This window comes from Escherichia sp. E4385 (genome assembly GCF_963883145.1).
GTDB lineage: Bacteria > Pseudomonadota > Gammaproteobacteria > Enterobacterales > Enterobacteriaceae > Escherichia.
In genome coordinates this window covers 247,431-272,664 of the sequence record NZ_CAWOOJ010000019.1, presented here as the reverse complement: position 1 = coordinate 272,664, position 25,234 = coordinate 247,431, and the positions used below count along the sequence as shown (strand labels likewise).

General features: G+C 48.9%; 29 protein-coding genes. 12 read left to right on the top strand and 17 right to left on the bottom strand.

All coding sequences use genetic code 11. The annotated features are described in order from the left end of the window. The first annotated feature begins 114 nt into the window (after positions 1-114). The 5 genes from trmB (at position 115) to AACS80_RS20175 (ending at position 4,409) form a co-directional block, all read left to right on the top strand. On the top strand, positions 115-834 hold the full coding sequence (gene trmB / locus AACS80_RS20195; RefSeq protein ID WP_000786911.1) for a tRNA (guanosine(46)-N7)-methyltransferase TrmB: 720 nt from the start codon (positions 115-117) through the stop codon (positions 832-834). After that, a complete protein-coding gene (locus tag AACS80_RS20190; RefSeq protein ID WP_001107564.1) occupies positions 834-1,160 on the top strand; it encodes a YggL family protein in 327 nt (108 codons plus the stop codon). Before trmB ends, AACS80_RS20190 begins: the two co-directional genes overlap by 1 nt. A 183-nt stretch (positions 1,161-1,343) precedes the next feature. Continuing rightward, on the top strand, positions 1,344-2,063 hold the full coding sequence (locus AACS80_RS20185) for a YggN family protein (RefSeq protein ID WP_000984799.1): 720 nt from the start codon (positions 1,344-1,346) through the stop codon (positions 2,061-2,063). A gap of 175 nt (positions 2,064-2,238) precedes the next feature. Then, complete coding sequence (gene ansB / locus AACS80_RS20180; RefSeq protein ID WP_000394125.1) at positions 2,239-3,285, top strand: L-asparaginase 2; 1,047 nt, start codon at positions 2,239-2,241, stop codon at positions 3,283-3,285. 116 nt (positions 3,286-3,401) lie between these two features. Further along, a complete protein-coding gene (locus AACS80_RS20175) occupies positions 3,402-4,409 on the top strand; it encodes a DUF1202 family protein (RefSeq protein WP_138183942.1) in 1,008 nt (335 codons plus the stop codon). Positions 4,410-4,473: 64 nt separating this feature from the next. Here AACS80_RS20175 and hemW read toward each other — a convergent pair whose 3' ends face one another. Genes hemW through yggS form a run of 5 tightly spaced genes read right to left on the bottom strand, consistent with a single transcriptional unit; the run spans position 4,474 to position 7,779 of the window. Beyond that, positions 4,474-5,610, bottom strand: a complete 1,137-nt coding sequence (gene hemW, locus AACS80_RS20170) for a radical SAM family heme chaperone HemW (protein ID WP_135410379.1) — start codon at positions 5,608-5,610, stop codon at positions 4,474-4,476. Continuing rightward, positions 5,603-6,196, bottom strand: coding sequence for an XTP/dITP diphosphatase (locus AACS80_RS20165; RefSeq protein ID WP_130207915.1), 594 nt, complete (start codon positions 6,194-6,196; stop codon positions 5,603-5,605). The genes hemW and AACS80_RS20165 overlap by 8 nt, the downstream gene beginning before the upstream one ends. A gap of 7 nt (positions 6,197-6,203) precedes the next feature. After that, complete coding sequence (yggU, locus tag AACS80_RS20160) at positions 6,204-6,494, bottom strand: DUF167 family protein YggU (RefSeq protein WP_135410378.1); 291 nt, start codon at positions 6,492-6,494, stop codon at positions 6,204-6,206. Further along, complete coding sequence (gene yggT, locus AACS80_RS20155) at positions 6,491-7,057, bottom strand: osmotic shock tolerance protein YggT (RefSeq protein WP_001094831.1); 567 nt, start codon at positions 7,055-7,057, stop codon at positions 6,491-6,493. The genes yggU and yggT overlap by 4 nt, the downstream gene beginning before the upstream one ends. 17 nt (positions 7,058-7,074) lie before the next feature. Beyond that, positions 7,075-7,779 carry a pyridoxal phosphate homeostasis protein gene (yggS, locus tag AACS80_RS20150; RefSeq protein WP_000997795.1) on the bottom strand — a complete coding sequence of 235 codons (705 nt, stop codon included), beginning with the start codon at positions 7,777-7,779 and terminating at the stop codon, positions 7,075-7,077. 17 nt (positions 7,780-7,796) lie between these two features. On the opposite strand from yggS, the gene AACS80_RS20145 reads away from it, so the two are divergent. Then, positions 7,797-8,777, top strand: coding sequence for a PilT/PilU family type 4a pilus ATPase (locus AACS80_RS20145; protein ID WP_135410377.1), 981 nt, complete (start codon positions 7,797-7,799; stop codon positions 8,775-8,777). 227 nt (positions 8,778-9,004) lie between these two features. Here the strand turns inward: AACS80_RS20145 and ruvX are convergent, their stop codons facing one another. The 8 genes from ruvX to metK all read right to left on the bottom strand — a co-directional run bounded on the left by ruvX (position 9,005) and on the right by metK (position 16,407). After that, positions 9,005-9,421: a Holliday junction resolvase RuvX gene (ruvX, locus tag AACS80_RS20140; protein WP_130221432.1), complete on the bottom strand. Its 417-nt coding sequence runs from the start codon at positions 9,419-9,421 to the stop codon at positions 9,005-9,007. Continuing rightward, entirely contained in the window at positions 9,421-9,984 is a 564-nt protein-coding gene (locus AACS80_RS20135) for a YqgE/AlgH family protein (protein ID WP_135410376.1), read from the bottom strand. The genes ruvX and AACS80_RS20135 overlap by 1 nt, the downstream gene beginning before the upstream one ends. A 108-nt stretch (positions 9,985-10,092) precedes the next feature. Further along, positions 10,093-11,043 (bottom strand): glutathione synthase, encoded by a 951-nt coding sequence (gene gshB, locus AACS80_RS20130; protein WP_130207907.1) that lies wholly within the window; start codon positions 11,041-11,043, stop codon positions 10,093-10,095. 12 nt (positions 11,044-11,055) lie between these two features. Next, positions 11,056-11,787: a 16S rRNA (uracil(1498)-N(3))-methyltransferase gene (gene rsmE, locus AACS80_RS20125; protein ID WP_130207905.1), complete on the bottom strand. Its 732-nt coding sequence runs from the start codon at positions 11,785-11,787 to the stop codon at positions 11,056-11,058. A gap of 78 nt (positions 11,788-11,865) precedes the next feature. Next, positions 11,866-12,573 carry a deoxyribonuclease I gene (gene endA / locus AACS80_RS20120; RefSeq protein ID WP_130207903.1) on the bottom strand — a complete coding sequence of 236 codons (708 nt, stop codon included), beginning with the start codon at positions 12,571-12,573 and terminating at the stop codon, positions 11,866-11,868. 94 nt (positions 12,574-12,667) lie between these two features. After that, positions 12,668-13,165 carry a SprT family zinc-dependent metalloprotease gene (locus tag AACS80_RS20115; RefSeq protein ID WP_130207901.1) on the bottom strand — a complete coding sequence of 166 codons (498 nt, stop codon included), beginning with the start codon at positions 13,163-13,165 and terminating at the stop codon, positions 12,668-12,670. Between the two features lie 76 nt (positions 13,166-13,241). Further along, positions 13,242-14,636 (bottom strand): galactose/proton symporter, encoded by a 1,395-nt coding sequence (galP, locus tag AACS80_RS20110; RefSeq protein WP_135410375.1) that lies wholly within the window; start codon positions 14,634-14,636, stop codon positions 13,242-13,244. A 616-nt stretch (positions 14,637-15,252) separates the two neighbouring features. Next, positions 15,253-16,407 carry a methionine adenosyltransferase gene (metK, locus tag AACS80_RS20105; protein ID WP_130207895.1) on the bottom strand — a complete coding sequence of 385 codons (1,155 nt, stop codon included), beginning with the start codon at positions 16,405-16,407 and terminating at the stop codon, positions 15,253-15,255. A gap of 55 nt (positions 16,408-16,462) precedes the next feature. Between metK and AACS80_RS20100 the strand changes: the two genes are divergently transcribed. From AACS80_RS20100 to speA, 4 genes are all read left to right on the top strand, one after another. Then, positions 16,463-16,714: a hypothetical protein gene (locus tag AACS80_RS20100; RefSeq protein WP_130207893.1), complete on the top strand. Its 252-nt coding sequence runs from the start codon at positions 16,463-16,465 to the stop codon at positions 16,712-16,714. A gap of 110 nt (positions 16,715-16,824) precedes the next feature. Next, positions 16,825-16,968: a protein YqgG gene (gene yqgG, locus AACS80_RS20095; RefSeq protein ID WP_001297404.1), complete on the top strand. Its 144-nt coding sequence runs from the start codon at positions 16,825-16,827 to the stop codon at positions 16,966-16,968. Positions 16,969-17,061: 93 nt separating this feature from the next. Then, the gene (gene yqgB, locus AACS80_RS20090) at positions 17,062-17,193 is read left to right on the top strand and encodes an acid stress response protein YqgB (protein WP_001338822.1); all 132 of its coding nucleotides are present in this window, start codon (positions 17,062-17,064) and stop codon (positions 17,191-17,193) included. An 8-nt stretch (positions 17,194-17,201) separates the two neighbouring features. Further along, positions 17,202-19,178, top strand: coding sequence for a biosynthetic arginine decarboxylase (gene speA / locus AACS80_RS20085; protein ID WP_135410374.1), 1,977 nt, complete (start codon positions 17,202-17,204; stop codon positions 19,176-19,178). 44 nt (positions 19,179-19,222) lie between these two features. Here the strand turns inward: speA and AACS80_RS20080 are convergent, their stop codons facing one another. From AACS80_RS20080 to AACS80_RS20065, 4 genes are all read right to left on the bottom strand, one after another. Further along, the gene (locus tag AACS80_RS20080) at positions 19,223-20,500 is read right to left on the bottom strand and encodes a TRAP transporter large permease subunit (protein WP_135410373.1); all 1,278 of its coding nucleotides are present in this window, start codon (positions 20,498-20,500) and stop codon (positions 19,223-19,225) included. Then, positions 20,500-21,024: a TRAP transporter small permease gene (locus AACS80_RS20075; protein ID WP_135492981.1), complete on the bottom strand. Its 525-nt coding sequence runs from the start codon at positions 21,022-21,024 to the stop codon at positions 20,500-20,502. The genes AACS80_RS20080 and AACS80_RS20075 overlap by 1 nt, the downstream gene beginning before the upstream one ends. A 58-nt stretch (positions 21,025-21,082) precedes the next feature. Beyond that, positions 21,083-22,105 (bottom strand): DctP family TRAP transporter solute-binding subunit, encoded by a 1,023-nt coding sequence (locus AACS80_RS20070; RefSeq protein ID WP_130259422.1) that lies wholly within the window; start codon positions 22,103-22,105, stop codon positions 21,083-21,085. An 82-nt stretch (positions 22,106-22,187) separates the two neighbouring features. After that, positions 22,188-22,955 carry an SDR family oxidoreductase gene (locus AACS80_RS20065; protein WP_130259421.1) on the bottom strand — a complete coding sequence of 256 codons (768 nt, stop codon included), beginning with the start codon at positions 22,953-22,955 and terminating at the stop codon, positions 22,188-22,190. Positions 22,956-23,144: 189 nt separating this feature from the next. Between AACS80_RS20065 and AACS80_RS20060 the strand changes: the two genes are divergently transcribed. Together AACS80_RS20060 and AACS80_RS20055 are read left to right on the top strand one after the other, a co-directional pair. Continuing rightward, the gene (locus AACS80_RS20060) at positions 23,145-23,855 is read left to right on the top strand and encodes a FadR/GntR family transcriptional regulator (RefSeq protein WP_130259420.1); all 711 of its coding nucleotides are present in this window, start codon (positions 23,145-23,147) and stop codon (positions 23,853-23,855) included. Between the two features lie 94 nt (positions 23,856-23,949). Next, positions 23,950-25,203 (top strand): enolase C-terminal domain-like protein, encoded by a 1,254-nt coding sequence (locus AACS80_RS20055; RefSeq protein WP_138183940.1) that lies wholly within the window; start codon positions 23,950-23,952, stop codon positions 25,201-25,203. Positions 25,204-25,234 lie beyond the last annotated feature (31 nt).

Here is a 25,234-nt window from a genome sequence, read left to right as displayed (position 1 = left end):
CGGCGGGGTGTAAACCGGAACTTTCCGCAGCTACGGCCTTATCATGCTTGCATCCGGCAACTAACTTTGGATAATGCCCGTTTTCAGAACACTTTCACAAGCGACTAAATCTTTATGAAAAACGACGTCATCTCACCGGAATTTGATGAAAACGGCCGCCCACTGCGCCGTATCCGTAGTTTTGTGCGCCGCCAGGGGCGACTGACCAAAGGCCAGGAACATGCGCTGGAAAACTACTGGCCGGTGATGGGCGTTGAGTTCAGCGAAGATATGCTGGATTTCCCTGCGCTTTTTGGCCGTGAAGCGCCAGTGACGCTTGAGATTGGTTTTGGCATGGGCGCGTCGCTGGTGGCAATGGCCAAAGATCGCCCGGAGCAGGACTTCCTCGGCATTGAAGTGCATTCACCGGGCGTTGGGGCTTGCCTGGCTTCTGCGCATGAAGAGGGCTTAAGCAACCTGCGCGTGATGTGCCATGACGCAGTTGAAGTACTGCATAAAATGATTCCTGACAATTCATTGCGCATGGTGCAGCTCTTTTTCCCTGACCCGTGGCACAAAGCGCGCCATAATAAACGCCGTATCGTTCAGGTGCCGTTTGCCGAACTGGTAAAAAGCAAACTGCAGCTGGGTGGCGTATTCCATATGGCGACCGACTGGGAACCTTATGCGGAACATATGCTCGAAGTGATGTCTTCCATTGACGGTTATAAAAACCTGTCAGAGAGCAATGATTACGTACCGCGTCCGGCATCACGTCCGGTGACGAAATTTGAACAACGTGGTCATCGTCTTGGTCACGGAGTATGGGACTTAATGTTCGAGAGGGTGAAATAATGGCAAAGAACCGTAGCCGTCGTCTGCGTAAAAAAATGCACATCGACGAATTCCAGGAATTAGGATTTTCGGTGGCATGGCGATTCCCGGAAGGTACATCGGAAGAGCAGATTGATAAAACCGTTGATGACTTTATTAACGAGGTTATCGAACCGAACAAACTGGCCTTTGACGGCAGCGGTTATCTGGCCTGGGAAGGTCTGATCTGCATGCAGGAAATCGGCAAATGCACCGAAGAACATCAGGCGATTGTGCGTAAGTGGCTGGAAGAGCGCAAACTGGATGAGGTACGCACCAGCGAACTTTTCGACGTTTGGTGGGACTAATAAAGCATACGGGCGATGACAAATGCAAAACAGCCTGATGCGCTACGCTTATCAGGCCTACAAAGATGCACGATCGAGTAGGCCGGATAAAGCATTTACGCCGCATCCGGCATGGACAACGTGTACTTTGTTATCAATCTGGGGCCAGCAAATGCTGGCCTGATTTGTTCTTGAGGGAAGACTATGATGCGCAAAATGCTGCTGGCGGCAGCACTTTCAGTGACGGCAATGACCGCTCACGCCGACTACCAGTGCAGCGTCACGCCGCGTGACGATGTGATTGTCAGCCCGCAAACCGTGCAGGTGAAGGGCGAAAACGGCAATCTGGTGATCACGCCAGACGGCAATGTGATGTACAACGGCAAGCAATATTCACTGAACGCCGCCCAGCGCGAGCAGGCGAAGGATTATCAGGCCGAACTGCGCAGCACGCTGCCGTGGATTGATGAAGGTGCGAAAAGCCGCGTAGAGAAAGCACGCGTTGCGCTGGATAAAATTATCGTTCAGGAGATGGGCGAAAGCAGCAAAATGCGCAGCCGTCTGACCAAACTTGATGCGCAGCTGAAAGAGCAGATGAATCGCATTATCGAAACGCGCAGCGATGGCCTGACGTTTCACTATAAAGCCATTGATCAGGTTCGCGCCGAAGGTCAGCAGTTAGTGAATCAGGCGATGGGCGGAATTTTGCAGGACAGCATTAACGAAATGGGCGCGAAAGCGGTGCTGAAAAGCGGCGGCAACCCGTTACAGAATGTGCTGGGAAGCCTGGGGGGACTGCAATCCTCAATCCAGACCGAGTGGAAAAAACAGGAAAAAGATTTCCAGCAATTTGGCAAAGATGTTTGTAGCCGTGTTGTGACTCTGGAAGACAGCCGTAAAGCCCTGGTCGGAAATTTGAAATAATCCTCTAGTTTAAGACGGCATAATGCTTTTTTATGCCGTTTAATTCTTCATTTTGTTACCTGCCTCTAACTTTATAGATCTCCAAAATCTATTCACAAAGTAAATTGTTTAACGTCAAATTTCCTATACAAAGCTAAGGGATAATACGTAGCGTTCACGTAACTGGAGGAATGAAATGGAGTTTTTCAAAAAGACGGCACTTGCCGCACTGGTTATGGGTTTTAGTGGTGCAGCATTGGCATTACCCAATATCACCATTTTAGCGACTGGCGGGACGATTGCCGGTGGTGGTGACTCCGCAACCAAATCTAACTACACAGCGGGTAAAGTTGGCGTAGAAAATCTGGTCAATGCGGTGCCGCAACTGAAGGACATTGCGAACGTTAAAGGCGAGCAGGTCGTTAATATCGGCTCCCAGGACATGAACGATAATGTCTGGCTGACACTGGCGAAAAAAATTAACACTGACTGCGATAAGACTGACGGCTTCGTTATTACCCACGGTACCGACACGATGGAAGAGACTGCTTACTTCCTCGATCTGACGGTGAAATGCGACAAACCGGTGGTGATGGTCGGCGCAATGCGCCCATCCACCTCCATGAGCGCAGACGGTCCATTCAACCTGTATAACGCGGTAGTGACCGCCGCTGATAAAGCCTCCGCCAATCGTGGCGTGCTGGTAGTGATGAACGACACCGTACTGGACGGTCGCGATGTCACCAAAACCAACACCACCGACGTAGCGACCTTTAAGTCTGTTAACTACGGTCCGCTGGGATACATTCATAACGGTAAGATTGACTATCAGCGTACCCCGGCACGTAAGCACACCAGCGACACGCCGTTCGATGTCTCTAAGCTGAATGAACTGCCGAAAGTCGGCATTGTTTATAACTACGCTAACGCATCCGATCTTCCGGCTAAAGCCCTGGTAGATGCGGGCTATGATGGCATCGTGAGCGCTGGTGTGGGTAACGGCAACCTGTATAAATCCGTGTTTGACACTCTGGCAACCGCCGCGAAAAACGGCACTGCGGTAGTGCGTTCTTCCCGCGTACCGACGGGCGCTACCACTCAGGATGCCGAAGTGGATGATGCGAAATATGGTTTCGTTGCCTCCGGCACGCTGAACCCGCAAAAAGCACGCGTTCTGCTACAACTGGCTCTGACGCAAACCAAAGATCCGCAGCAAATCCAGCAGATTTTCAATCAGTACTAATCACTTCGCCCCGGTATCGCGCCGGGGCTTATTCACTTCAGACTCACGTCCATTGCTAATTATTATTACCCTGATGATAATCACTGAAATAAATTATTCCGCGCGAGGGTGTTCCGGTGAAAAAGCAATGGATTGTAGGCACGGCATTGTTCGTGTTGACGTCAGGTTACAGCTGGGCCGATGGCGAACCGCCAACTGAAAATATCTTAAAAGATCAATTCAAAAAGCAGTATCACGGCATTCTCAAGCTTGATGCCATCAGCTTAAAAAATCTTGATGCTAAGGGTAATCAGGCCACCTGGTCAGCGGAAGGCGATGTCTCTTCCAATGACGATCTCTATACCTGGGTCGGTCAGTTGACCGATTATGAACTGCTGGAACAGACCTGGACGAAAGATAAACCAGTAAAATTCTCGGCGATGTTAACCAGTAAAGGAACGCCCGCGTCTGGCTGGACGGTGAACTTTTACTCTTTTCAGGCGGCAGCCAGCGATAGTGGGCGGGTGGTCGACGATATTAAAACGAATAATAAATATCTGATCGTAAATAGCGAAGATTTCAATTATCGCTTTAGTCAGCTTGAATCAGCGTTGAATACCCAGAAGAACTCGATTCCTGCGCTGGAAAAGGATGCAAAAGAGCTTGATAAGCAAATGGTGGCGGCGCAGAAAGCAGCAGATGCCTATTGGGGAAAAGATGCAAACGGCAAGCAAATGACCCGCGAAGATGCCTTTAAAAAAATTCACCAACAGCGTGATGAGTTTAATAAACAGAATGATAGCGAGGCGTTCGCGGTTAAATATGACAAAGAGGTTTATCAACCGGCGATTGCGGCATGTCATAAACAGAGTGAAGAGTGTTATGAAGTGCCGATTCAGCAGAAACGAGATTTCGATATCAACGAACAACGGCGACAGACTTTTCTGCAATCACAAAAACTTAGCCGTAAATTGCAGGATGACTGGATAACGCTCGAAAAAGGGCAATATCCGTTAACGATGAAAATTTCAGAAATAAACAGTAAAAAAGTCGCGATTTTGATGAAAATTGACGATATCAACCAGGCTAATGAACGCTGGAAAAAAGATACCGAACAATTGCGGCGCAATGGGGTGATTAAGTAATTGTTGCGATGACGCATGAGTTGTAGCCGGATGTTGCGTACACGCCGCATCCGGCAATACAAATTTACTCAGCCAGAAAAAGCTCCAGCAGCGAATTTAAAAACAACTTCCCATGTTCCGTTATCTGCCAGTAATCCGCACATTCTGTGAGATAGCCCTGAGCGATAGCCTCGTCTAACTGAGGGCGAATAACCTCTTCTGAAAGGCCAGTATACTGGCTAAACTCCACGCGCGGCGCGGCCTCCAGCAGACGGAAGCGATTCATAAAGAACTCAAACGGCTTATCTGCGGCTTCGACATCACGCTGGCTTTCCAGATACCGCCCCTGCATAAAACCGCGCGGATGCCGCGTTTTGGTGGTACGCAGAATGCGCCCATCCGGGAAGGTCACTTTGCCGTGCGCGCCGCAGCCAATACCGATGTAGTCGCCAAATCGCCAGTAGTTGAGATTGTGCTGGCACTGATAACCGGGCTTAGCGTAAGCGGAAGTTTCATATTGCTGATAACCTGCCGCGGTTAACAACTGATGCCCCTGTTCGAAAATATCCCATAACGCATCATCGTCCGGCAGTACGGGAGGGCGCGAGCCAAACAGCGTATTGGGTTCAATGGTCAGTTGATACCAGGAAAGATGCGGCGGATTCAGTTCAATGGCCTGGTGCAGATCGCCTAGCGCCTCTTCCAGTGATTGATCCGGCAGCCCGTGCATCAAATCGAGGTTAAAACTACGCAGACCCAGTCCGCTTGCCAGTTTTGCTGCACGTTTCGCTTCTTGTGGGCCATGAATGCGTCCAAGTCGTTTCAGCTTTTCTTCGCTAAAACTCTGTACGCCAATAGAGATGCGGTTCACGCCAGCACGCTGATAATCGACGAAGCGATCGGCTTCAACCGTACCAGGGTTCGCTTCCATAGTAATTTCTGCATCCGCTGCCAGCGGCAAACGCGCACGTACGCCGTCCAGCAGCGTTTGCATCGCCGGGCCGGAAAGCAGGCTCGGCGTACCACCGCCAATAAAGATTGTCTTTACTTCACGGTCCTGTGCGTAAGCCACATCATTGTCCAGATCGCAAAGCAGATGCTGAACGTAATCGTCGTGCGGCACTTCCCCTTTCAACGCGTGAGAGTTGAAATCGCAGTACGGGCATTTCTGCACGCACCACGGGATGTGAATGTAGAGACTCAGCGGTGGTAATTTAACCATTACGTAAAGCGTCCAGCAGCAGTTTCAATGCCCGACCACGGTGAGAAATTGCGCTCTTTTCTTCGCGGGTCAGTTCGGCAGCGGTTTTACCTTCGGAAGGCACGAAGAAGATTGGATCATAACCAAAGCCGCCAGTACCCGCTGGTTCACGAGTAATCACGCCCGGCCAGCTGCCGTGGCACACCAGCGGAGTGGGATCTTCCGCGTGACGCAGATATACCAGCACGCAGTGGAAACGCGCCTGACGTTGGTCGTCCGGTACGTCTTTCAGTGTTTCCAGCAGTTTTTGCAGATTCTTTTGATCGGTCGCGTCTTCACCGGAATAACGCGCGGAGTAAATACCCGGCGCGCCACCCAGCGCATCTACCGCCAGACCGGAGTCGTCGGCAATTGCCGGTAAACCGGTCACTTTTGCCGCATGGCGCGCTTTCAGAATCGCGTTTTCGATAAATGTCAGGCCGGTTTCTTCAGCGGAATCTACGCCGAGGTCTGTTTGGGCCACGATATCAAGACCGAAGTCGCTAAGCAGCGACGCCAGCTCACGCACTTTACCGGCATTGCCGGTAGCGAGGACAACTTTTTGCATAGGATACCTAATTAATTAACGCCGCGATTTCTGGCGGGATTTGTTGCGGATTAATGATTTTAATTTGTTTGTGGCGGCCAAGTTCGCCTTTCTCAATCACCACCTGGCTTTTGGCAACCCGGAATTGCTTACCGAAAAACTTCACCAGATGGCTGTTGGCCTGACCGTCAACTGGCGGCGCGGTAATGGCGACTTTTACCTCGTCGCCATGTAAACCGACAATAGAATCACGGCTGGCTTTCGGCTGAATATAGAGCCGTAAAACCAGACCGTCATCATTAACTGTTACGGCACTCATAACGCCATCCACAGCCCCGGCAGCAGCATGTTTCCGGTCGCCTGCAGCACTTCTGCGACACCCATATTAATGACATACAGTAGCAGAACGAGGATCATCGGCGAGAAATCAATCCCACCCATTGCCGGTAGCAGGCGGCGAATCGGACGCAGCAGCGGATCGGCAAGCTGAATCAGCACGTATTCAATTGGGCTACGACCCTGGCTTACCCAGCTCATAATCGCCATCACCAGCAGGACCCAGAAAATCAGCAGGCCGATGGTTTTCAGCAGAATCAATAAACCGGCAATCCAGATGATCGGCAGGAAGGTCACCACTTTAAACAGCACGATGGCTTTGATGAAACTGAGAATATAGGCAACCAGCAGCGAGGCGCTATCAATTGGCCCCATTGCCGGAATAACGCGGCGCAGTGGCCCGATAATCGGTTGTGTCACCTTCACCACAAACTGTGAGAAAGGGTTATAAAAATCACAATGAGCCCACTGCATCCAGATGCGTAATAACAGCACCATGGTATACAGCTCAATGACCGTTGAAAGCAGGAAAGTCAACGTATTCATGGCGTTCTTAAGATTCCTTATTTTTTAGAGTAATCACGTGCACCAAAGATGGCAGTGCCGATACGAACCATCGTGCTACCTGCCGCAATGGCGGCTTCCATATCGTCCGACATTCCCAGAGAGAGCGTGTCGATATGCGGGTAGCGCGTTTTCAGTCCGGCAAATGCTACAGCCATTTGGCGTGCAACTTCAAACTGCCTTACATATTCTGACTCAGGCGCCGGGATTGCCATCAGCCCGCGTAGACGTAAACGCGGTAGTTCAGCGACCGCAGCTGCCAACTCGTCCAGTTCCGCCAGTTGAATCCCTGACTTGCTGTTTTCATCACTAATATTAATTTGAATCAGTACGTTAAGAGGGGGAAGTTCTGCCGGTCGCTGGTCGTTCAGGCGTGTGGCGATACGCAAACGGTCGATGGTATGACACCAGTCGAAATGCTCTGCCACCAGGCGGCTTTTATTAGACTGCAACGGGCCAATAAAATGCCATTCTAATCCTGTTACGCCCAGCTCCTGAAAGTGGCGAATTTTATCTACCCCTTCCTGAACGTAGTTTTCACCAAATTGACGCTGCCCGGCATCAATGGCTTCTGCGATGGCGCTCGCAGGTTTTGTTTTACTGACTGCAAGCAGCGTAATTTCTTCTGGAGAACGGCCGCAACGCGTTGCAGCCGCTGAGATTTTGTCCCGGACCTGTGCCAGGTTATGCGCAATATCGTTCATTTTCCGAGGATCTTAGTATGAATATGGAAGAAATTGTGGCCCTTAGTGTAAAGCATAACGTCTCTGATCTACACCTGTGCAGCGCCTGGCCCGCACGATGGCGCATTCGCGGCAGAATGGAAGCTGCGCCGTTTGATGCGCCGGACGTCGAAGAGCTACTGCGGGAGTGGCTGGATGACGATCAGCGGGCAATATTGCTGGAGAATGGTCAGCTGGGTTTTGCCGTGTCGCTGGCGGAAAACCAGCGATTGCGCGGCAGTGCGTTCGCGCAGCGGCAAGGCATATCTCTGGCGTTACGGTTGTTACCTTCGCACTGCCCGCAGCTCGAACAGCTTGGCGCACCACCGGTATTGCCGGAATTACTCAAGAGCGAGAATGGACTGATTCTGGTGACGGGGGCGACGGGGAGTGGTAAATCCACCACGCTGGCGGCAATGGTTGGCTATCTCAATCAACATGCCGATGCGCATATTCTGACGCTGGAAGATCCTGTGGAATATCTCTATACCAGTCAGCGATGTTTGATCCAGCAGCGGGAGATTGGTTTGCACTGTATGACGTTCGCATCGGGATTGCGGGCCGCATTGCGGGAGGATCCTGATGTGATTTTGCTCGGAGAGCTGCGTGACAGCGAGACAATCCGTCTGGCGCTAACGGCGGCAGAAACCGGGCACCTGGTGCTGGCGACATTACACACTCGCGGCGCAGCGCAGGCAGTTGAGCGACTGGTGGATTCGTTTCCGGCGCAGGAAAAAGATCCCGTGCGTAATCAACTGGCAGGTAGTTTACGGGCGGTGTTGTCACAAAAGCTGGAAGTGGATAAACAGGAAGGACGCGTGGCGCTGTTTGAATTACTGATTAACACACCTGCGGTGGGGAATTTGATTCGCGAAGGGAAAACCCACCAGTTACCGCATGTTATTCAAACCGGGCAGCAGGTGGGGATGTTAACGTTTCAGCAGAGTTATCAACAGCGGGTGGGGGAAGGGCGTTTGTGACGTTGCTGTGCCTGATACGAATTGTAAACATGCCCGATGCGCAAGCTTATCAGGCCTACAAACGTAGTCATTCACACCGCATCCGGCAATGAACGTCTGATGCGACGCTGATGCGTCTTATCAGACCTACGACCGCTGCCACATGTGGGCTGGATAAGGCGTTCACGCCGCATCCGGCAAGATGGCGGGATGACGGTAACGACTATCCGCCAGGCTTTTAAATCGCCTTAATATCCTTGCTCGAAATAACTTTCGAGAATAATAACCGCAGAGGCAGAGTCGACTTTGCCTTTGTTGAGCGCCCGATAGCCGCCCTGTTCAAACAGACCGGAACGTGCTTCCACGGTGCTAAGACGCTCGTCATGGAGCTTTACTTCAACACCGAAACGGCCATGAATACGGTTGGCAAATTTACGCGCTCTGGCAGTCAATGGTTGCTCGGTGCCGTCCATATTCAGCGGCAAACCGACGATGATTTCGTCTGGTTGCCACTCTTTCAGTAAACGCTCGAGGATGTTCCAGTCCGGCGTACCGTCCTGTGCTTTAATTGCGGGCAGCGGGCGAGCGGTGCCGGTAATGCGTTGGCCGACCGCTACGCCAATGCTTTTGGTGCCGAAGTCGAAGGCGAGTAATGTTCCGCTCATCAGGCATGCCCTGCCACACCAGACATGGTGAGAATATCAACACCAATCAGCCTTGCCGCATCGCGCCAGCGGTCGGCTATCGGTGTTTTGAACAGAATATTCAGATCTGCCGGGGCGGTTAACCACGCGTTATCGAGAATTTCTTGTTCCAGTTGGCCTTTATCCCAGGAGGAGTAACCAAGGGCTACCATCACGTCAGCAGGTTGTTTATCGGTGCCGAGTGTTTCCAGCACATCGCGGGAAGTGGTCATCACCGTGTTATCTGAAATGCGAATGCTGGACGCAAAATTGGATGGAGGGGTATGCAAAATAAACCCGCGATCTTCAGCCAGCGGGCCGCCAAGCATAACCGGTTTGTCCAGACGGACAGATTCATCACGCGGCTCCGGCGTGATCTTCAGCTTTTCCAGAATCCCTTCAATTTTGAGATTTTCCAGTGGCTTGTTAATGATGATCCCCATTGCTCCATTGGTATTATGTTCGCAAATGTAGACCACGGAACGACGGAAAATCGGATCCTGGAGAGCAGGCATGGCAATAAGAAAGTGATGCTGTAAATTCATTGTCAGAGGTTCTGTTTCCTGGTTCAAAAAAGCAACAGCGCCCAGTATGCGTGGAAAGTATGGCGCTGTCACTCATAGTCTCAACGAGATCCCTCTCGCTAAACAGGGTTACTGCTGCTGTAATCGTGCTTCAATAGCATCCATTAACATTCCGGTGATAGACACCGGAAACTCTGCTTCAATCTCACGAATACAGGTTGGGCTGGTGACGTTAATTTCAGTCAGGCGGTCACCGATAATATCCAGACCAACAAAAATCAGCCCTTTTTCTTTCAGCGTTGGTCCTACCTGACGGGCGATTTTCCAGTCGCTTTCCGTTAGCGGACGAGGTTCGCCACGACCACCGGCAGCCAGATTGCCACGGGTTTCGCCGCCCTGTGGAATACGCGCCAGACAGTACGGTACTGGTTCGCCATCCACCACCAGCACGCGCTTGTCACCATCTTTAATCGCTGGCAGATAATTTTGTGCCATGCAGTAGCGAGTGCCGTGCTCAGTCAAGGTTTCGGCAATCACACCAAGGTTCGGATCGCCTTCTTTCACGCGGAAAATCGACGCGCCACCCATACCGTCCAGCGGCTTAAGAATGATGTCGCTGTGTTTCTCCCAGAACGCTTTTAGCTGCGCTTTATTGCGCGTAACCAGCGTTTCTGGCGTTAAGTCAGAGAACCAGGCGGTAAACAGTTTCTCGTTACAGTCGCGCAGGCTCTGCGGCTTGTTAACGATCAGCGTTCCTTTCTCTTCGGCGCGTTCCAGAATATAGGTGGCGTAGATAAACTCGGTATCAAACGGCGGATCTTTACGCATCAGAATCACGTCGAGATCGGCCAGTTGCAGATCCTGCTCACCCGTGAACTCGTACCATTTATCGTAGTTCTGTTCGACGCTCAAAGTACGGGTACGAGCGCGAGCCTCACCATTGATCAAATAGAGATCGGCCATCTCCATATAGTGAAGTTCGTAACCACGACGCTGTGCTTCCAGCAACATAGCGAAACTGGAATCTTTCTTGATGTTGATGCTTGCGATGGGGTCCATCACGATGCCGAGCTTGATCATTATTCTTCTCCGTTAGCCCAGATCGCCAAAACGCACTTGTAGCGCGGTAATGGCGGTGAGCGCAGTTGTCTCAGTACGCAGAACGCGAGGTCCCAACAGGATATCAGTAAATTGATAGCGGGCAGTCATGGCAATTTCATCTGCCGACAAACCGCCTTCCGGGCCAATCAGCAAGCGGACGCGTTCGACTGGTAACGGCAGCGTGTTGATGCTGTTACTGGCGCGCGGGTGAAGATTGAGTTTCAAGCCTTCATCTTGCTCTGCACACCAGGCTTCCAGATCCATCGCTGGACGGATTTCTGGTACCCGATTACGACCACACTGCTCGCAGGCGGCAATTGCAATTTTCTGCCACTGCTGGAGCTTCTTGTTCAGACGTTCACTATCCAGTTTAACGCCGCAGCGTTCAGAAAAAAGTGGCGTAATGAGGCTTACGCCAAGTTCTATCGATTTCTGGATAGTGAATTCCATTTTTTCTCCGCGCGACATCACCTGACCGAGGTGAATATGCAAGGGAGATTCACGATCGTCTACCTGGCCTTCCAGCACTTTAACTTCCACGCTTTTTTTGCTGGCGCTGGTGATTTCTGCGTCAAAGACCTGGTTGCTGCCGTCAAATAACTGTAATGCCTGACCTGGCCCCATACGCAGGACGCGCCCGATATGGTTAGCGGCATCTTCACAAAGCGCGATCTGCGAATTGCTGGTGAGTGGTTCAGGATGATAAATGCGGGGGATACGCATGGTTAAATATCCGCGTCGTCTCCCCACGCGGTTGCGCGCGTGGGGTAGGGTTAACAAAAAGAATTTCGCTAGTGTAGGTTAGCTCTTTCGCGCCTGGCAAGCGCGTTGCACATACGGGTTGTGATTGCCTTGCACCTTCGCGATGCGTTCGTCACGCTCACACTCCCAGTCGGTGACCGGATACATTTTGTTCCAGGCGTTAAACAGCTGCGTTTGCTGGCGTGAGAGTGTCAGGTTGTACTGGTCACGCATGTAGAAGTAAATCCGCGCAATGGAACCACGGGCATGAGCTGGCGGTTCAGCAACTTTTTCTTTGAAATCAATCTTCATGGCGCACTGCCCATACTGGCCCTCGCCGCCATTCCACTGGCTGTACATAAAGTTGCCGCGATCGCCGTTCACTTCACCTATCGCGGGCTGCAGGTTATGCATATCGCTTTCCATTTGGCGATAAACCGGATCTTTAGCGCAGTTTTTACGACCGCCTTCCTGCCAGCACTGACGCTGGTGGCCGAACTGCCAGGCGGGAACAACATGTTCCCACTCTACGCGGCTGGCGCGGTTTTCATTTTTGCGCACCTGATACCCGCACGACTCCAGATCCACGATGCCTTTTTTACCCTGCCAGTTGATTTTACATCCGCAGTAAAATGTTCCCGGCACATCAGCGTAGACTTTTACCGCTGCTGTTTTCGCCTGGGAAAAACTATTGATGCCTTCGGCTAACGCCGTGCCGGATAATGCTGCGCTCAGTACCACCGCAGCCACAGACAAATTACGGTACATCACTTACTCCGTGTTAAAACGAGCGAGCAACGTAGCGAAAGTTGTTTTGGTATGCAATCAGCCAGATCAGTAAAATTCCTGATAGTTCTGCTGGTTATTGAGCAACCAGTTGTTCGCCGCAGTGAACACAGCGATAGACGGCTTCGCCTCGTACCACGCGGTTATGACGACGTACGGTAAGCTGATGCTCCTGGCATTTGCAACGGTAGGGGAAAGTGTTACGGCGCACGGATTGCAGTTCAAACTGATGCGTACGGCGGGCGGGAACGCCCAGCACGCTTTCCATCATCCACTTCCACTCTTTGCCATGTGGCGCTACGCGACCGAAGTGCTTCCACACCAGCAGATGCGCCAGTTCGTGTGGCACCACTTCTTCTATAAAAGCCTCGCTGTTTTCCATCAGCAACACCGGATTGAGGCGAATTTCATAGCTTTCCAGCCAGGCTGTTCCGGCGGATGTGCCACGCTGGGTATAAGAGAGTTTTGGCTCCGGATAGTTACGCCCCAGCTTCAGGTTGGCCTGGGCGAGTTTTTCCCGCAGGCGACGCATAACAGCCTGTTGGATGGCGATAGGGAGACGGGATGTTTTCATAGCGGCAGAGGATAGAGCGAAGAAAAGATGACTGCAAGAGGTGGCTTCCTCCGCGACGGGAGGAAGCCTGAGGAGATTAATCGTGAGCTCCGATTTCGCGCAGTTTACGACCTTTCATCAGATTACGTTCAATGTGTTCCAGCGAAACGTGTTTGGTTTCCGGCACCAGCCACAGTGTCAGCAGGATAAACAGCACATTCAGACCTGCGTAAACCCAGAAGGTATTGGCGTTGCCCAGCGTGTTGAGCATGGTCAGGAAGGTTGCGCCGACAATCATGTTGGCAATCCAGTTGGTAGCGGTGGAGCAGGTGATACCGAAGTCGCGGCCTTTCAGCGGCTGGATTTCAGAACACAGTACCCAAATCAACGGACCCGCGCTCATGGCAAAACCGACAATAAACATCAGCAGCATGGCGATGGCGAAATATTGCGCCGACGGTGAGTGAATACCGATATGCATCATTGTACCCAGTACACCCATGCCCACAGCCATCACCATGAAGCCCAGCGTCAACGTTGGTTTACGTCCCCAACGGTCAACAAGACCGATTGCGATAAAGGTGGCAAGTACGTTGGTCAGGCCAACAATCACGGTCCCCCACATTTGTTCCGTCGTGTTGGTATATCCCGCCAGTTCGAAGATCTTTGGCGCGTAATACATGATGACGTTCATCCCGGTGAATTGCTGCATCACCTGCAACAGTACACCCAGGAACACCGCGCGACGGAAGTTACTGTTCTCTTTAAACAGCGCCCAACCGCTCTGTTTAACCTGCAAACTTTCACGGATTTCATCCAGTTCACGTCTCGCTTCCGCGCTGGTGTCGCGCAGGCGCAGTAGCACGCGTTCGGCATCAACAAAGCGGCGTTTAGCGGCAAACCAACGTGGGCTGTCTGGCAGGAAGAAGACGCCAATCAGTAGCAGAATTGCCGGGATGATAATCACACCCAGCATCCAGCGCCATGCGCCGGTGTAGCTGAAGGCGGTATCAGAAAGATAAGCACCGAGGATCCCGATAGTGATCATCAACTGATACATCGAGATCATACTGCCGCGGATTTTCTCTGGCGCAATTTCGGAGAGGTACAGCGGCGCGGTATAGGAGGCCACACCTACCGCCAGTCCCAGCAGCACGCGGGAAAGAATCAGCACTTCAACGTTCGGTGCAGCAGCAGAGAACAGCGAACCGGCAACAAACAGGATTGCGCCGATCATCAGGCTCTTTTTGCGCCCGAGTTTAAAGGAGAGCCAGCCGCTACCCACCGCACCGACTGCCGCACCGAACATCATGGAGCTTACGACCCATTCTTGCGTGTGCGAAGTAATCTGGAATTCATCTGCAATAAACGGCAGTGCGCCAGCAATTACACCGATATCCAGGCCAAAGAGTAATCCCGCCAGAGCGGCAAGGAAGCAGACGAAAAACGTCATTGCCTTGTTTGACCGCCCCTGTTTTTTAGCGTCAGGCATGATGCCCTCCAATATGGTTATTTTTTATTGTGAATTAAGATAGGTGAGTACGACGTAAAAAGATGTGAAGCAAATCACATCAGTGTAATCGCTTACACTAACATTTATTATGGTTATAATTTAAGTGTATGAAAATAATTGAGTTATATCATCATAGGTTAAACACAGTTATCTGCAATTAAGACTTTACTGAAAAAAAATGTAACAACCGTGAAAACTGAATAATAATATGAAAATATTACAAATATTTGGCTGGTGTGGTTGGTGTAATCGGTTTCAGTGGTGATGATAATTTGCGGTAAAACGTGTTCAGGAAGAATGATGTTATTGTGCGGGCGGCTTTTTTCCGGATGCGGCGTGAACGGCTAATCCAGTCTACGAGCGCGGTGATATCTGTAGGTCGGATAAGATGCGGCAGCATCGCATCCGACACAATGCCGGATGCGGCGTGAACGCCTTATCCAGCCTACGAGCGCGGGATGTCTGTAAGTCGGATAAGATGCGGCAGCATCGAATCCGACACAAATGCCGGATGCGGCGTGAACGCCTATCCACCGCGGTGAGGTAAAAGAAAAGGCCAGCGCGAGGCTGGCCTTTGAAAGCAGGTGAAGAAAGATTACTTCAGACCGGCAGCTTCACGCAGCAGTTGCGCTTTGTCGGTTTTTTCCCACGGGAAATGTTCGCGACCAAAGTGACCGTATGCTGCGGTTTCTTTGTAGATCGGGTGCAGCAGATCCAGCATCTGAATCAGACCGTATGGACGCAGGTCGAAGAACTCACGTACCAGCAGGGTCAGCTGTTCAGAAGGCACTTTCTCGGTACCGAAAGTTTCCACCATGATGGAGGTCGGTTCAGCCACGCCAATTGCGTAGGAAACCTGAATTTCGCAACGGTCAGCCAGGCCAGCAGCAACGATGTTTTTCGCGACATAACGTGCTGCGTACGCTGCGGAACGGTCCACTTTTGATGGATCTTTACCGGAGAACGCGCCGCCACCGTGACGTGCCATGCCGCCGTAGGTATCTACGATAATTTTACGACCAGTCAGACCGCAGTCACCCATCGGGCCGCCGATAACAAAACGTCCGGTCGGGTTGATGAAGAATTTGGTTGCGGAAGTCAGCCATTCAGCCGGCAGAATCGGCTTGATGATCTCTTCCATTACCGCTTCTTGCAGCGATTTCTGGTCGATATCTTCAGAGTGCTGAGTGGAAAGCACAACAGCATCGATGCCAACAATTTTGCCGTCGTCATACTGGAAAGTCACCTGGCTTTTCGCGTCCGGGCGCAGCCACGGCAGAGTGCCGTTTTTACGCACTTCAGCCTGACGCTGTACCAGACGGTGTGCATAGGTGATAGGTGCTGGCATCAACACGTCGGTTTCGTTGGTTGCGTAGCCAAACATCAGACCCTGGTCGCCCGCGCCCTGTTCCAGCGGATCGGCACGGTCAACGCCCTGGTTGATGTCAGGAGATTGTTTGCCGATGGCGCTCAGGACCGCACAGGAGTTAGCGTCAAAGCCCATGTCGGAATGTACATAGCCAATTTCGCGAACGGTGTTACGGGTGATCTCTTCGATGTCTACCCAGGCGCTGGTGGTGATTTCACCGCCAACTAAAACCATGCCGGTTTTTACGTAGGTTTCGCAAGCAACGCGTGCTTTCGGATCCTGTTCGAGGATCGCGTCTAAAACGGCATCAGAGATTTGGTCAGCAATTTTGTCAGGATGCCCTTCAGAGACGGACTCGGACGTAAAAAGGTGTTTTGCCATATTTAATATCACCTAAAGAGAATTTGGTTAGCTCAAACTGTTGTGTGGATTTTCTGTGGTAGCGGATCCTACCACGACTCGACAGGTTAAAAACACTGGCAGTCTGAGTGTTAATCAGTATGGATGGATTAACATCTGGATGGCTATTTTAGGTCAATCCTTCACCCGATTTCCACTTTTTTTTGAATCGTGTCTCATTCTGTTAAAAACGTGGCTGGAAATTTTTCCTGACAATGCTGGCATTCTTTGTATTTATCTTTTGCAATTTTCTGCCATTGTGGGGTATAAAACGCGACGCGCGGCTTAAATAAAAAGCACACGACGTTTCTTTCGTGTTGCCACTTCCAGCCGGGTTGAAATCAGAGTTTTGGCTTGTGGGTTCGTCTTAACGGGCGACCGTGGAGGTGATACGAAATAATGAACCGTTGTCTGCTGCTTAACCTGTCTCACCGTTCTGGTGAAGATTCGTTCCCCGCACTCTGCATCTCTGCTTTGCATACCTGCCGATGTTATACCCATCTCGGCGCTTCTCAGGATTCAAGAGCTGGTTACAGTTACTGAGGACTGAACAAGGGCGCTCTTGTAAAAACAAGAGTTTTCTCGTGGTTTCGCCGAACTGTCACACTTACGTTCGGTTATGTGCTTAATAATGTTATGAAAAAGAAACCGGTTGCGCAGTCGGAGCGTCAGCATACACTGCTGGAAAATCCATGTGCTTATGGGTTGTTATCGCAGTTTCAGGCTGCGATAGTGGTTAACTGTTTTACACTTAATAAAATAATTTGAGGTTCGCTATGTCTGACGACATGTCTATGAGTTTGCCTTCGTCAGCGGGCGAACACGGTGTACTACGCTCCATGCAGGAGGTTGCAATGAGCTCCCAGGAAGCCAGCAAGATGCTGCGTACTTACAATATTGCCTGGTGGGGCAATAACTACTATGACGTTAACGAGCTGGGCCACATCAGCGTGTGCCCGGACCCGGACGTCCCGGAAGCTCGCGTCGATCTCGCGCAGTTGGTGAAAACCCGCGAAGCACAGGGCCAGCGTCTGCCTGCACTGTTCTGTTTCCCGCAGATCCTGCAGCACCGTTTGCGTTCCATAAACGCCGCGTTTAAACGTGCGCGTGAATCCTACGGTTATAACGGCGATTACTTCCTCGTTTATCCGATCAAAGTTAACCAGCATCGCCGCGTGATTGAGTCCCTGATTCATTCTGGCGAACCGTTGGGGCTGGAAGCAGGCTCGAAAGCAGAGTTGATGGCCGTTCTGGCGCATGCTGGCATGACCCGCAGCGTCATCGTCTGCAACGGTTATAAAGACCGCGAATATATCCGCCTGGCATTAATTGGCGAGAAGATGGGCCACAAGGTCTATCTGGTCATTGAGAAGATGTCAGAAATCGCCTTTGTGCTGGATGAAGCAGAACGTCTGAATGTCGTTCCTCGTCTGGGCGTACGTGCACGTCTGGCCTCACAGGGCTCGGGTAAATGGCAATCTTCCGGCGGGGAAAAATCGAAGTTCGGCCTGGCAGCGACTCAGGTACTGCAATTGGTTGAAACGCTGCGTGAAGCCGGGCGTCTCGACAGCCTGCAATTGCTGCACTTCCACCTTGGTTCGCAGATGGCGAATATTCGCGATATCGCCACGGGCGTTCGTGAATCCGCACGTTTCTATGTGGAACTGCACCAGCTGGGCGTCAATATTCAGTGCTTTGACGTCGGTGGTGGTCTGGGCGTGGACTATGAAGGTACCCGTTCGCAGTCTGACTGCTCCGTAAACTATGGCCTCAATGAATATGCCAACAATATCATCTGGGCGATTGGTGATGCGTGTGAAGAAAATGGTCTGCCGCATCCGACGGTAATCACCGAATCGGGTCGTGCGGTGACTGCGCATCACACCGTGCTGGTGTCTAATATCATCGGCGTGGAACGTAACGAATACACGGTGCCGACCGCGCCCGCAGAAGATGCGCCGCGCGCACTGCAAAGCATGTGGGAAACCTGGCAGGAAATGCACGAACCGGGAACTCGCCGTTCTCTGCGTGAATGGTTGCACGACAGCCAGATGGATCTGCACGATATTCATATCGGCTACTCTTCTGGCACCTTTAGCCTGCAAGAACGCGCATGGGCTGAGCAGCTTTATTTGAGCATGTGCCATGAAGTGCAAAAGCAACTGGATCCGCAAAACCGTGCTCATCGTCCGATTATCGACGAGCTGCAGGAACGTATGGCGGACAAAATGTACGTCAACTTCTCGCTGTTCCAGTCGATGCCGGACGCATGGGGGATCGACCAGTTGTTCCCGGTACTGCCGCTGGAAGGGCTGGATCAAGTGCCGGAACGCCGCGCTGTGCTGCTGGATATTACCTGTGACTCTGACGGTGCTATCGACCACTATATCGATGGTGACGGTATTGCCACGACAATGCCAATGCCGGAGTACGATCCGGAGAATCCGCCGATGCTCGGTTTCTTTATGGTCGGCGCATATCAGGAGATCCTCGGCAACATGCACAACCTGTTCGGTGATACCGAAGCGGTTGACGTGTTCGTCTTCCCTGACGGCAGCGTAGAAGTGGAACTGTCTGACGAAGGCGATACCGTGGCGGACATGCTGCAATATGTACAGCTCGATCCGAAAACGCTGTTAACTCAGTTCCGTGATCAAGTGAAGAAAACCGATCTTGATGCTGAACTGCAACAACAGTTCCTGGAAGAGTTCGAGGCAGGTTTATACGGTTATACCTATCTTGAAGATGAATAATTAAACCGATGGTTGGGTGTTTTTATACAACACCCAACCTTTTCTCAGGTCATAAGGGCTAAAGGAAAGAGCACTAATTGCGGGAAGAGCACCAGTAAAATAAGGATTGCCACGCATGTGAGTAAGAACGGCCATATACCTTTGACCAGCTCATCCATACTTATCTTTCCAATACCACAAATTACATTTAATACTGTGCCTACTGGTGGTGTTATCAAACCAATGGACGTATTTATTACAAAAAGAACACCGAAATATACCGGGTCTATTCCTGCCTGTTTAATCAAAGGTACAAGTACAGGTGTCATAACTAAAATAGTGGGTGTTAAATCCATTGCTGTACCGATGATAAATATCAGCAACATTAATGTTAATATTAACAAAGTTTGGCTATGCATAACCGGCGCCAGCAGCTCCGTTAATTGTGCTGGAATATCTGCTGCTGCTATAAGCCATGCAGAAACCGATGCAGCAGCAACCAGGAACATAATAACAGCTGTTGTCTTAGCGGCATTGAGCATTAATCCATAAAGCGATCCTAAGTTAATGCCACGATAAATAAATACGCCGACAAATAATGAATAAGCAGCTGCTATCACTGCCGCTTCTGTTGGGGTAAATATACCAATCCTTAATCCACCCACGATAATAACAGGTAGCAACAACGCCCAAAAACCTTCACGAGTCTTTTTCAGCCTGTCTCGCAATGTGCTCTTCGGACTTGTTTGTACATTTTCTGATTTAGCCAGTAGTCGCCAGGTCAGGAGTAATCCCATTCCCATAATTATGCCAGGTACGATACCCGCAAGAAACAATTTGGTAATGGAAATTTGGCCTGTAACACCATACAAAATCATTGCTACTGATGGTGGAATTACTGGCGCGATTATTCCTCCGGCTCCGATTAAACCGCCAGTCCGATTTAATTTATACCCAGCTTCACGCATCATCGGTAAGAGAATCGCCGCCAATGCAGCAGTATCAGCTGCAGCAGAACCAGAGAGCGAAGCCATAATAATGGCGGCAAAAACGGCGACGTATCCCATTCCTCCTCGCACATGACCAACCCAGGTCATGGCAATACCAATAATCCGTTTGGTCATACCTCCGGCATTCATAAACTCTCCCGCCAGCATGAAAAAAGGTACTGCCAGTAACGGGAAGTTATTAGCTCCATTCCACATATTTTGAGTAATAATTTGGATATCTGTCATATCCAAAAAATACATTAATGAAAGAGCGCAAATAATTAGTGAGAAGGCGATAGGTAAGCCGATGAACATCGATAACAGAAGTGAACCCGCAAATATTAATAATGCCATTACTTACCCTCCCTGGAAGATATGGAAGAAAGCGTTTTAGCCCGGAAGAGATAATTTTTTGTAAAAACAGATATAATGTTTATCAATGCACTGATAAAAATACAAATGCCGGTCAGCCATGAAATTCCGAAAATAAGCAACATATTAACATCTAAAACAGGTGAATATGTCGTTGACAGAATATCAGATTCAATCCAGGTACCGTAAATTAGCGTTATACTACATACCAACATAAGTACCTGTGAAGCTAATTGGCAAATCTGTTGACCCAATAATGGCATTTTTTTAATGAAAAGGTCTACGCGAATATGGCTCTGATCTTTGATTGCTACCACAGCACCAATAAATATCATCCATACGAATAAAAATCGAGGTAACTCTTCAGCTATGTCTATTCCACTGTTAAAGATAAAACGCATCAATACATTGATAAGCACAAGAAGAAACATAATGCTGATACATATCACCATGATGGCTTCAAGGCTACCTATGAAAAACCTTGTGGCTTTTTCATAAATTTTCATTATGGAAACCTTTATTGAGAATAGCGGGGATATAGTATTACCCGCTATCTTGATAGTATTATTCAGCGAGTTTTTTCTTTACATCATAAAAATGCTTGATGGTATCTTCACCGACGGTTTTTTTATGTTTTTCTATAACAGGTTGAACGGCTTGCTGGATTTTTGACAATTCTCCTTCTTGTAAGGAGGAGACTACCATGCCATTTTTCCTGAGTTCGTCAATGGCGCCTTTTTCCTGTTCAATTTCTTGCTGGCGTTGAAACGTTTTATTGTTGTTGGCAACTTTCTGGATCACTTCTCTTTGTTTCTCAGTCAGCGAATCAAACCACTTTTTAGACACGATCAACGCAACAGGGGTATAAACATGCCCTGTCAGTGTCATATATTTTTCAACTTCATACATTTTATTCTGTAAAATATCGACAGAAGGGTGTTCATGACCATCAAGAGCGCCAGTTTCAAGTGCTGTAAATACCTCTGAATAAGCCATAGGTGAAGGATTTATACCTAAGCTTTTAAAACTGTCTATAGCAACCTGTGTTGGCATTACACGAATTTTTAAGCCTTTAAAACCTTCAAGCGTGGTGACTTCTCGTTTTATATTTGCCACATTACGAAAAGCGCCACCTGCCCATGTCAGTCCTTTCAGGTTAATGCTATCAAGATCTGTTAATAATTTATCGCCAAATTCACTATCAAGTATTTTTGCAGCTTCGTCATTAGAGGAAAATAAAAATGGGAAGTCGAATATTTGAAATTGTTTCTGAAAACCTGCAAGCGGAGAAACGGCGCCCATATAGAGTTGCTGAACATTACTTCGTGTTGCTTGCAACATTTGCTGTTCAGATCCGAGAACAGCATTTCCGTAAACAGTAATCTTAATTTCACCATCAGTTGCATTTTCAACATCTGCCGCAAATTTTTTCATAGCAATGGCTCTTGGATGTGCATCTGAAAATGAATGACCTAGCTTTACTGCTTTGACTTCTGCATTAAGGGTTGTTGAAAAAAAGCTACAACTTACTAATAATATCCCCAAGCTTAGACTTTGAACGGCAGAAGTAAATTCCTTTGCTTTCATATAAATATCCTTTATTAAATAAAATAATATGATTTGTATTTGTCTTTTTATTTATGGTGTTAATAATCTGGCTTATAAATTGTTATAATACTGCCAACCAACCACCATCGACATAAATAACTTGTCCATTGATATAGTCAGAAGCTGTAGAGGACAGGAATATGGCAGTTCCTACTAGCTCCTCTGGTTTTCCCCATCGTTCTGCTGGATTACTATTTTTAACCCATTTATCAAATTCTGCGTTATTAATAAGCGCAGTATTCATATCCGTTAATATATAGCCAGGACCAATAGCATTTGCCTGAATATTAAATTTTGCCCATTCAGCAGCCATAGAGCGGGTAAGCATTTTCACCCCGCCTTTTGCCGCGGTATAAGGTGAAACGGTTGGGCGAGCTGCTTCACTTGTTAAAGAGGCAATATTGATAATTTTGCCACCTGTATTGCGAGCTATCATGCGAGAGGCTGCTGCCTTTGAAACCAGAAAAACACTGGTGAGATTTACATCAATAACTTTTTGCCAGTCAGCTAAAGCAAGATCCACAATCGACTGACGGTACTGGATACCAGCGTTATTAATAAGAATATCGATAGCGATATCTTGTTCATCTATTTGTTGAAATGCTTGTTCCACAGCCTTTTCATCTGCCACGTTGAATGCAATTCCTTGTGCAGACAAGCCTCTGCTCTGGAGTTGTTCAACAGCTTCTTGCAACACGGCGTCATTCAGGTCATTTAGAATGACATGCGCACCAGCGCTGGCTAATCCTTCTGCATATGCGAATCCCAGACCGCGGGCGGAGCCTGTAATCAGAGCTGTTTTACCTGTCAGATCAAATAAATGATGCATTTTGTTTCCCTTATCATGGAAAGTTTTTTGAAAGGTAGGACGTCTGACAAGTTGCGTAAAAAACGATACAGTATTAAAAAACTTGTTCAATAAAAGCGCTTTCAAAATGTGTTGATAATCACAAAAAACAGAAAATTGAACTTGTAGGACATGTTATACTCATTTTTATTTTATAAAGTCTGTAGAAAGATGAATTCAAATAAAGCCGTTAAAAATCATAATGTTGTGTCTGTTTTGTTTGAGGCTATGAAAGGCTATCTGCAAGATGGTCGCTGGAAAGCGGGTTACAAACTTCCTTCAGAAGCCCAACTCGCTGCTCAATTTGGCGTAAGCAGAGTTAGCGTTCGAAGTGCAGTTCAAAAATTGCGTGATATGGGGGCTGTGATTACGTACCAGGGTAAAGGGACATATGTAACTGATAATATAGATAAATATGGTATTGATGATTTGCTGGCGAAACCTGCTATGCATCTTAGTGAAGCTGCGTTTCGTGATATGCTGGTTTTCAGGCAAACCGTGGAATTTAAATGCATTGAACTTGCTGCACAGCACGCAGATGATGAAGATATCGCGATTCTCGAACGTCTGCTTGGACAAATGTTAATCAATAAAAACGACTATAAAAAGTACAGTAAAGCAGACTACGAATTCCATCTTGGTATTGTTAATGCGGCAAAGAACACGGTTTTTACTGCAGCCATGCATGCAATAAAAGACATATATTATCAATATCTTGAAGAGTTGAATCGGACCCTTGGCATCACTATTGAAAGCATTGATGCACACTTGAATATTTATCTGGCAATAAAAAACCGCGATCCAAAAGCTGCCGCCGAAATTCTTGATACGCATATGGCGAGCAATCTCAAAGTTATCCAGACGCTTAATGAAAAAAAATAGTTGCCTGAGAAAATAATCCAGCTCATACTGCTCCATACCACATGTAGGACAACTGACAGGTTGCGCGAATCGGCTAACTACAGTGGAAATGAATATGCAGAATCTGAAAATAACAGATGTCAGAACGATCCTTACTGCACCCGGTGGGATCGATCTGGCCGTTGTAAAAATTGAAACGAATGAACCTGGCTTATATGGGCTTGGATGCGCTACGTTTACTCAGCGGATAGTGGCAGTGGAAAAGGCTGTAAATGAGTATATGAAGCCTTTCTTGATTGGGAAAAATCCTGCTCGTATAGAAGATATCTGGCAATCAGCATGTGTAAGCGGTTACTGGCGTAGTGGCCCAATTATGAATAATGCCTTGTCAGGGATCGATATGGCTTTGTGGGATCTAAAGGGAAAAGTCGCCGGACTCCCTGTTTATGAATTGCTGGGGGGGAAATGCCGTGATGGCGTGCCATTATACCGCCATACTGACGGGGCTGATGAGATTGAAGTTGAAGATAATATCCACAGCGCTATAGCAGAGGGGTATCAGTACGTTCGCTGTCAGATGGGGATGTATGGTGGGGCTGGAACCGATGATCTGAAACTTATTGCCAGTAAATTAGCCAGAGCAAAAAACATTCAACCGAAACGCTCGCCAGCCAACAAAACTGCTGGCATCTATTTTGATCCGGAAGCGTATGCCAGAAGCGTTCCTCGTTTGTTCGATCATTTGCGTAATAAGTTTGGTTTTGGCATTGAATTTATCCACGACGTTCATGAACGCATAAGCCCCATTAACGCAATCCAATTAGCAAAATCACTTGAACCTTACTCACTTTTTTATCTTGAAGATCCTGTGGCCCCGGAAAACCTGGAGTGGTTGAAAGTACTTCGTCAACAATCGTCAACTCCTATTGCTATAGGGGAGTTATTCACGAATATTAATGAATATAAACCATTAATTATTAATCAACAGATTGACTTTATTCGCTGCCATGTCAGTTCAATTGGCGGGATCACACCAGCAAGAAAACTGGCGATTTTGAGTGAAATGTTTGGAGTTAGAACAGCATGGCATGGACCAGGAGACATTTCTCCTGTGGGGGTAGCCGCTAACATGCATTTGTCTGTAAGTTCGAGTAATTTTGGTATTCAGGAATACACGCCAGTCAATGAGGCGCTGCAAGATGTTTTTACAGGCTGCATCCAGATTAAGGACGGTTTTGCATATGTGAGTGATAAACCAGGACTGGGTATTGAAATGGATGAAAATAAAGCAAAAGCATGGCCAATTAATGGCGGTATTCCTGGCTGGACATTAGCGCGTACTCCTGACGGTACAGCGGCCCGACCATAGCCGTAAATTTATTTTTAGTGAGACCTCAAAC

Bases quoted from the DNA above. Each gene is read 5' to 3' on its own strand.
- hemW (WP_135410379.1), bottom strand. From the start codon at position 5,610: ATGGTTAAATTACCACCGCTGAGTCTCTACATTCACATCCCGTGGTGC.
- AACS80_RS20080 (WP_135410373.1), bottom strand. From the start codon at position 20,500: ATGGCATTATTAATATTTGCGGGTTCACTTCTGTTATCGATGTTCATC.
- AACS80_RS20055 (WP_138183940.1), top strand. From the start codon at position 23,950: ATGCAGAATCTGAAAATAACAGATGTCAGAACGATCCTTACTGCACCC.
- AACS80_RS20070 (WP_130259422.1), bottom strand. From the start codon at position 22,105: ATGAAAGCAAAGGAATTTACTTCTGCCGTTCAAAGTCTAAGCTTGGGG.
- ansB (WP_000394125.1), top strand. From the start codon at position 2,239: ATGGAGTTTTTCAAAAAGACGGCACTTGCCGCACTGGTTATGGGTTTT.
- AACS80_RS20115 (WP_130207901.1), bottom strand. From the start codon at position 13,165: ATGAAAACATCCCGTCTCCCTATCGCCATCCAACAGGCTGTTATGCGT.
- rsmE (WP_130207905.1), bottom strand. From the start codon at position 11,787: ATGCGTATCCCCCGCATTTATCATCCTGAACCACTCACCAGCAATTCG.
- AACS80_RS20065 (WP_130259421.1), bottom strand. From the start codon at position 22,955: ATGCATCATTTATTTGATCTGACAGGTAAAACAGCTCTGATTACAGGC.
- gshB (WP_130207907.1), bottom strand. From the start codon at position 11,043: ATGATCAAGCTCGGCATCGTGATGGACCCCATCGCAAGCATCAACATC.
- AACS80_RS20135 (WP_135410376.1), bottom strand. From the start codon at position 9,984: ATGAATTTACAGCATCACTTTCTTATTGCCATGCCTGCTCTCCAGGAT.
- ruvX (WP_130221432.1), bottom strand. From the start codon at position 9,421: ATGAGCGGAACATTACTCGCCTTCGACTTCGGCACCAAAAGCATTGGC.
- metK (WP_130207895.1), bottom strand. From the start codon at position 16,407: ATGGCAAAACACCTTTTTACGTCCGAGTCCGTCTCTGAAGGGCATCCT.
- yqgG (WP_001297404.1), top strand. From the start codon at position 16,825: ATGAACCGTTGTCTGCTGCTTAACCTGTCTCACCGTTCTGGTGAAGAT.
- endA (WP_130207903.1), bottom strand. From the start codon at position 12,573: ATGTACCGTAATTTGTCTGTGGCTGCGGTGGTACTGAGCGCAGCATTA.
- yggS (WP_000997795.1), bottom strand. From the start codon at position 7,779: ATGAACGATATTGCGCATAACCTGGCACAGGTCCGGGACAAAATCTCA.
- AACS80_RS20075 (WP_135492981.1), bottom strand. From the start codon at position 21,024: ATGAAAATTTATGAAAAAGCCACAAGGTTTTTCATAGGTAGCCTTGAA.
- yggT (WP_001094831.1), bottom strand. From the start codon at position 7,057: ATGAATACGTTGACTTTCCTGCTTTCAACGGTCATTGAGCTGTATACC.
- galP (WP_135410375.1), bottom strand. From the start codon at position 14,636: ATGCCTGACGCTAAAAAACAGGGGCGGTCAAACAAGGCAATGACGTTT.
- speA (WP_135410374.1), top strand. From the start codon at position 17,202: ATGTCTGACGACATGTCTATGAGTTTGCCTTCGTCAGCGGGCGAACAC.
- AACS80_RS20185 (WP_000984799.1), top strand. From the start codon at position 1,344: ATGATGCGCAAAATGCTGCTGGCGGCAGCACTTTCAGTGACGGCAATG.
- AACS80_RS20060 (WP_130259420.1), top strand. From the start codon at position 23,145: ATGAATTCAAATAAAGCCGTTAAAAATCATAATGTTGTGTCTGTTTTG.
- yggU (WP_135410378.1), bottom strand. From the start codon at position 6,494: ATGAGTGCCGTAACAGTTAATGATGACGGTCTGGTTTTACGGCTCTAT.
- AACS80_RS20190 (WP_001107564.1), top strand. From the start codon at position 834: ATGGCAAAGAACCGTAGCCGTCGTCTGCGTAAAAAAATGCACATCGAC.
- AACS80_RS20145 (WP_135410377.1), top strand. From the start codon at position 7,797: ATGAATATGGAAGAAATTGTGGCCCTTAGTGTAAAGCATAACGTCTCT.
- AACS80_RS20165 (WP_130207915.1), bottom strand. From the start codon at position 6,196: ATGCAAAAAGTTGTCCTCGCTACCGGCAATGCCGGTAAAGTGCGTGAG.
- yqgB (WP_001338822.1), top strand. From the start codon at position 17,062: ATGAAAAAGAAACCGGTTGCGCAGTCGGAGCGTCAGCATACACTGCTG.
- trmB (WP_000786911.1), top strand. From the start codon at position 115: ATGAAAAACGACGTCATCTCACCGGAATTTGATGAAAACGGCCGCCCA.